The sequence below is a fragment of the Thermomicrobiales bacterium genome, assembly GCA_023954495.1.
In the GTDB taxonomy this organism is placed as follows: Bacteria; Chloroflexota; Chloroflexia; order Thermomicrobiales; family CFX8; genus JAMLIA01.
Genome location: JAMLIA010000122.1, coordinates 1 through 6,005, shown reverse-complemented (window position 1 = coordinate 6,005; position 6,005 = coordinate 1). Strand labels below are relative to the sequence as shown.

Genomic DNA, 6,005 nt, shown 5'->3' with positions numbered 1-6,005 from the left:
CGACGGCCGGATCGCCACGGCTGGGTGACTACGTGCCGTCTGCCGATGGGACAGTGGCCCGTCGGCTTCGCGGGGCTGGCGCGATCGTGCTGGGCAAGACGAATGTGTCGGAGTTCCTGACCGATGTTCAGACAACGAACCCGCTCTTCGGTCGGACCAATAACCCATGGGATCTCGGCAGAATCCCCGGCGGATCGAGCGGTGGCGCGGCGGCGGCCGTCGCAGCCGGCTGTGCGCCGTTCGACATCGGCAGCGATATCGGCGGCTCGATCCGCATCCCGGCGCACTGCTGCGGGATCTTCGGTCTGAAACCGACCGAGGGTCGGGTGTCGAACGCCGGCCACATCCCCGACCTGCCCGGCGACGTGCGCACGACGCGGGTGATGAACTGCATCGGCCCGCTGGCGCGCTCGATAGACGATCTGGAGCTGGCCCTCAGTGTCATCGCCGGGCCAGACATCGCCGATCCGGATGTGCCGCCCGTGCCGCTGACTCCGTCCCCGCAGATCGATCTCGCCAACACGCGCTTCGCCATTGCCCAGCGCTTTCCCGGCGTGCCTGCCGACGCAGCAACGCAGCAGGTCATCGCGCAGATTGGCTCGGCTCTGGAGCGAGTCGGTGCGGCAGTCGAAGAGACGTTGCCGGAGATTGATTTCGATGAGCAGCTGGCGATCCGCGCGGCGCTCCGGGTGATCGTGCGCATGCGTATCGAGCCGCCGCCTGCCGGGCCCCCGAGCGCCGAAGAGTACTTCCGCTTGCTGCAGCAGCGCGACGTACTGATCGGCGACTGGGAGCGCTTCTTTGCAACATATGACGCGCTCGTCTGCCCGGTGATGATGGTTCCGGCGTTTCCGCATTGCGAGCGCGGCACGCCGATCGTGGTTGACGATGTGGCCGCAGACTATAACCTGCTAGCCGGTTACTGCCGACCGTTCAACCTGACCGGCCATCCGGTGGTGACGCTGCCGGTCGGGTTCGCGCCAGACGGCCTGCCGATTGGGGTGCAACTGGTCGGAGCGCGCTGGAGCGAATCACGTCTGCTCGGCATCGCGCGCGCGATGGCGGATGCGATGCCGCAGATCGCGGCGAATCGTCCAAGCGGCGTCTAGATCCGACGATGGTCTACGAACAGGCCAATAAGCATTCCAGCGGCAGTTCCAATGACGAGACCATAGGCGAGATTGAAGTCAAAGACCACGCTCAGGAGCAAGCCAAGTGCTGCGCCAAAGACCAATCCATAGGTCATGCTCAAGCCCTGCTTGCCAGTGTCGTTCCGCCTGGGGTCCTGTTGCATCATTGCCTCCTTTCTCATCCATCCTACGCAACAGGCAGTTGCAGACACGCAACAGACTGACGCCGAACGTACCAATGTTGTGACGGGCAGCAAAACGGGGCGATCATCGCGGCGGCTGCTCCGCCGCCGGCGACGATCGCCCCGGCCAGTCAAAGTGGTTGCGCGATTACTCAGTCGTAATCAGCACCATTGTCTCCATACCTGCGTCGTGGTCATCGGCGAGGTTGGAGAAGAGCGCGTACTGCCCGGTTCGCGGGAAGTGCAGCGTCCATGTCTCGGTAGCACCTGGGGCAATTTCGGCTGATTCGAACTCATCCTTGCCCATCGTCACTGCGAGATTGTGTACCTTAGTGCCATTGTTGGTCACGTTAAAGGTCACATCACCCTTGAGCGCCTGGAGGTGCGTCGGTGTGATGGACGTATCGGTCAGCTCGATTGTGAGCTCATTGTTCGCCGTCGGCGTCTCCTCAACGAGCACCGAGTTCCAGCCACATCCACTCAGCACAAGAGCGCCGAGCAGCATTCCAGCCAGAAACATCAGACGACGTGTGGTCAACGTGCGAGCGCACACTGATGGCCCCCTTTCACCATCCGGACATGTCGGAGGGGCACCGGTTACCGATCCTGGCAATGTCCACCGCTAGATTAGCAAGAACTTCGCCGCAAATATAGATGCTGGCTGCGCGAGGAATGCGTCACGCGTCGAAGGCGGAGGCTTCCGCAGATTGATCAGGCGGAGCAAGGAGTCGCAGGGCTGGAGCGTCATTGCTGACGATGCCACGCGATCTGGCCCGCTGGGACTTTGCCAGATACATCGCGCGATCGGCCTCGTGGAGGACATCGTCAATCGTCGTGAAGCCGTCATTCGCCGACGACAGGCCGATGCTGCAGGTCAACGCTGATCCGTCCGGGCGGACAATCGCCGAAATGCGGCGTGCGACACGATCGGCAAAGTGCATAGCTGAGTTGGTGTTGGTTCGCGGCAGCAGCAGCACGAACTCATCGCCGCCAACGCGGGCAACGAGGTCGTCCGGGCGCGCCAGCTCCCGCAGCGCATCGGCAACCTCACGCAACATCTCGTCGCCCACGGAGTGCCCGTGGTTGTCGTTGACGTTCTTGAAGTCATCAATGTCGAGGAACATCAGGGTCAGGGGCTGCTGTGTCCGTTGCACCGTCTCCAGCTCAATTGCGCTGATTTCGCGGAACGCGAGCAGATTGGAGACGCCGGTGAGGTTGTCTGTTCGCGCCAGGCGGTCGGCGTGCTGCCGTGCCTCACGCAGATTCGTGATCAACTGGACGATGAAGATGAAGACGAGGACGCGAGCAATTGCATTCCAGAACTGCGCCCAGGCGGACACATCGGTCAATGGTGCGCTCGCCTCGGCAATCGACATCGCAACAGTTGAAAGCACAACCAGCAGCAGGCCGCAGGCGCGACCGGCGCGCCACGTTGCAACCGAGATCGGGACCAGGTAGAGGACTGTAAGGAAGAGTTGAGCGCCCGTAGCGACATCAACGATACCGATCAATCCTGCGACGACGATGCAAGCGATCAGTACGAAGTGAGGAGGTTGGGATTCGATCCAGCGGTGCAGTCGCCCCATGTTCCCGCCACTCCACGAAATAGCGTTACCCCTGAAAAGTCAGATACAAACAAATATAGCAATAACCGGAGTCAAGTTCTATCATCGCACAAAAACATCTTGGCCAACAGCAAGAAGCAGCAGACCGAGGCCCATTGCCACAAATCCCGCCCCAATCAAGCCATAGCGCATGCTCGATCGTTGCGCGTGTAGTCGCCAGGCACCCACGAACAACAGCAGCCCGATAGCCAACCAGGCGAGACCGATGGCGGTCGCCCGACCGTCGTTGGCGCTCTCAGCCGCCGGCACTCCGGTCAGCGATAGCACCCCGTCCGACGCAGTGACGCCGATCGGAACATCGAGGCTGGCATCGAATCCATCGCGTTGCACGACGATCGTGACCAGCCAGTTACCCTCATGCTCTATAAACGCACCGCTGCCAACAAAGGTGCGCGCTTCGACCGAACCGGATTGGCGCAGGTGCGTCGTCACCTCGCTGGCCGACTGGTCATCAATCCAGGTAAAGCGCAGATCGATGCCTGCAATCACCCCGAACGTTTCCGGATCGCTCGGTGAAACGACAACCGAGTATTCGTTCGCGCCGATCGGCGTCGGGGAAATGCGAATAGTGATTGAAGTCTCGGCGACAAGCCTGGTCGAGCCGAGCACCCCCGGTGCCTGGAGTACATCGCGCGCCGGTAGCGTTCCGACCAGGATGCTGCTGACCACGACGATGATCGCTGCGATAGCGGCTTCCAGCCGCAGCGTGCGTGGAAACCAGTGTGAGGTCCGCCGCTGCTGCTCAAGTGATCCGACGCCGATCTGCGTATAGACGTTCAGCAGGTGGTGTGCGCCAACGCCAATGACTCCGGCGACGAGGACCAGCTTGATCAGCAGCCACATGCCGTAGTCGGTTGAGAGCAGTCCGTCCCAGCTCAGGGCTTCACTGCGTGCCAGCACGAAGCCGGTCAGGATCAGAGTGCCGAGGGCAACGAGCGCAAAACGCGCATAGCGCCAGAGGAACGCCCTGCGGGCGACACCGGACGGCAGCAGATCGAACGAGACGAGCAGGCCCACGATTCCACCGAACCAGACGGCGGCAGCCATGCCGTGCAGCCAGTCGACGAGTAGAAGCGCGTCGATCGATCCGTCGCTACCCGCCGCGTGGCTGACGAGGCTGGATGTCAGTACGAGCACTGCCGCGATCCCCAGACCGGCAGACCATCGCCAGCGCTCGCGATCCACAGCGCCCGTGAGTTGCGCCCCGCGAACGAGCAACCAGCAGAGGCACGCCAGCGCAAGCAGCAGCGCCGAGCGGATGAGCCAGACAATGCCAACTCGCGTCTCACTGAGCACGCGGGGCAGCTCAGCGAGTGCCGCCGAAAGCGATCCCGCATGCGCCGCCGTCATCGACTGGAACAGCAGGGCCGCGAGGTGGCCGACGACGAGCGCGACCAGCAGTCCGGCAATCAGCAGACGATAGCGACGCGACGGGACTGGCGGTAATCCCGCGACCCGCCGGGCCGGGATGAGCAGCGCGACCAGAAACAGCAGCACGCCGCCGAGCGCGGACTGCGCCATGAGGTTGAGCCAGCGGACGCTGGTTGTGGCCGCGTCTGGAATCACCGAGCCGGATTGCACGCTCCCAGCCAGCGCGTTCTGCTGCGCCAGGCTCGGCATCAGTGCATCGCCGACCGTGAACGTGAAGTGGCCGCTGCTGGCGTGCCCATCAACCGCCGACACCACATCATAGACAACCGTGTAACTGCCTCGGGACAGAACATCGTTCAGCGGGACGCGGATAGCCGGAGCGCTCGATGTCCCGATCATCTCCAGCCGTCCCGTCGAGCGCGCGACGCCGTCCGCGCCGACGATGGTCACCCGACTGGACGCCAGATCAACATCGCGGGTGAACCAGAGCGTAATGGCCGGAGGAGATTCGCTGAGACTGTCGCCGGGCACCGGATCGCTATGAAAGAGGGCTGAGTGTGCCAGCGCGTTCGGCGTGGTGGCGGGGCCAAACATCGCCAGCACGGCAATCGCGATAGCGGCGAATGCGATGAGTCGACGGCGCTGCGGCCGCCAGCATTGACCTGTGTGAGCTGCAGAAGGATGGGTACGCATCACCTGCCCGGACTCATTGCAACGCGCTCGGCAGTGAGCGCGACCCAGCGGCTGATTGTACGCTAGCGGCCAGAGTGGATCGCAGGACTGGAACGCGGAGCGCGTTATGGCATGATCCGTGGCGTTGACCGAAACAGGGGCGGAGCAAACGGATCAATGTCATCGTCGCAACCAGCATCCATCGAGGCTGACGGTACCCAGCCTGTCGATACGCTCCAAACCTTTCGGCGCGGCTTTCTGGCGGCCATGCCGCTCTGGCCCGGCGTCATCCCGTTTTCCGTCGCCATCGCCGTCGCGGCCCGCGCAACCGGATTCAGCGCAGTTGAAACACAACTGCTCTCACTCACCGTCTTCGCCGGAGCAGCCCAGGCAACGATCGTCAGCATGACCGCCTCTGGCGCGGCAGCCATCTCTGTGGCCTTCACCACCATTCTGCTGAATCTGCGCCATCTGCTGTATGGCATGGTCCTGCGCCGACTAATGGACCCGCACGAGCGCCCACGCCCCGAGATCGGCGGGGCCGTCCTCACCGACGAAGGCTTCGGTCTGACGATTCAGCACGCGCGCGAACATCGCGGCATTGCTGCGTTCATGCTCGGCAGCGGGTTGAGCCTGTACGTCATCTGGAACCTCGCGACGCTGGCAGGCATTCTGTTTGGCTCTGCCCTGCCGGATCCGGAGCGGATCGGGCTCGCGTTCCTCTTCCCGCTCACATTCATCGCGCTGCTCCGCCCGCTGGTACACACTCGGATGGCGATTGTCGTCGCCACGTTCGCTGCGGCGCTGATGCTGCTGCTGACGCAGTTCATGAGCGGCGGCGTTGCCCTGCCGATCGCATCCTGCGGAGCCGCGCTGCTCGGCACGATCGTTGAATCGCGGGCGCGCCAATGAGCTATCTGCCGATGATTGCTGTCATCGCCGCTGCCACACTGGCGGCCCGCATTGGCGGTTTCCACCTGGCGCGGCGCACCTTGCCGCCCGCGTTCGATCGCTTCCTCGCCTGG

6 protein-coding genes are annotated in these 6,005 nt (G+C 63.2%); 2 read left to right on the top strand and 4 right to left on the bottom strand.

What is annotated here, in order from left to right:
• Positions 1-1,109 (top strand): amidase (locus tag M9890_15150; GenBank protein ID MCO5178290.1); only part of this gene is annotated, 1,109 nt, incomplete at its 5' end.
• Here M9890_15150 and M9890_15145 read toward each other — a convergent pair.
• The 4 genes from M9890_15145 to M9890_15130 all read right to left on the bottom strand — a co-directional run bounded on the left by M9890_15145 (position 1,106) and on the right by M9890_15130 (position 5,001).
• Complete coding sequence (locus M9890_15145) at positions 1,106-1,294, bottom strand: hypothetical protein (GenBank protein MCO5178289.1); 189 nt, start codon at positions 1,292-1,294, stop codon at positions 1,106-1,108. The two genes, M9890_15150 and M9890_15145, sit on opposite strands and share 4 nt — an antisense overlap.
• Before the next feature lie 166 nt (positions 1,295-1,460).
• Positions 1,461-1,850 (bottom strand): cupredoxin domain-containing protein, encoded by a 390-nt coding sequence (locus M9890_15140; protein MCO5178288.1) that lies wholly within the window; start codon positions 1,848-1,850, stop codon positions 1,461-1,463.
• A 139-nt stretch (positions 1,851-1,989) separates the two neighbouring features.
• A complete protein-coding gene (locus tag M9890_15135) occupies positions 1,990-2,898 on the bottom strand; it encodes a GGDEF domain-containing protein (protein MCO5178287.1) in 909 nt (302 codons plus the stop codon).
• An 81-nt stretch (positions 2,899-2,979) separates the two neighbouring features.
• Positions 2,980-5,001, bottom strand: coding sequence for a copper resistance protein CopC (locus M9890_15130; protein MCO5178286.1), 2,022 nt, complete (start codon positions 4,999-5,001; stop codon positions 2,980-2,982).
• A 156-nt stretch (positions 5,002-5,157) separates the two neighbouring features.
• Between M9890_15130 and M9890_15125 the strand changes: the two genes are divergently transcribed.
• Positions 5,158-5,892 carry an AzlC family ABC transporter permease gene (locus M9890_15125; protein MCO5178285.1) on the top strand — a complete coding sequence of 245 codons (735 nt, stop codon included), beginning with the start codon at positions 5,158-5,160 and terminating at the stop codon, positions 5,890-5,892.
• The last annotated feature ends 113 nt before the right edge of the window (positions 5,893-6,005 follow it).

Bases quoted from the DNA above. Each gene is read 5' to 3' on its own strand.
- M9890_15145 (MCO5178289.1), bottom strand. From the start codon at position 1,294: ATGCAACAGGACCCCAGGCGGAACGACACTGGCAAGCAGGGCTTGAGC.
- M9890_15135 (MCO5178287.1), bottom strand. From the start codon at position 2,898: ATGGGGCGACTGCACCGCTGGATCGAATCCCAACCTCCTCACTTCGTA.
- M9890_15130 (MCO5178286.1), bottom strand. From the start codon at position 5,001: ATGCGTACCCATCCTTCTGCAGCTCACACAGGTCAATGCTGGCGGCCG.
- M9890_15125 (MCO5178285.1), top strand. From the start codon at position 5,158: ATGTCATCGTCGCAACCAGCATCCATCGAGGCTGACGGTACCCAGCCT.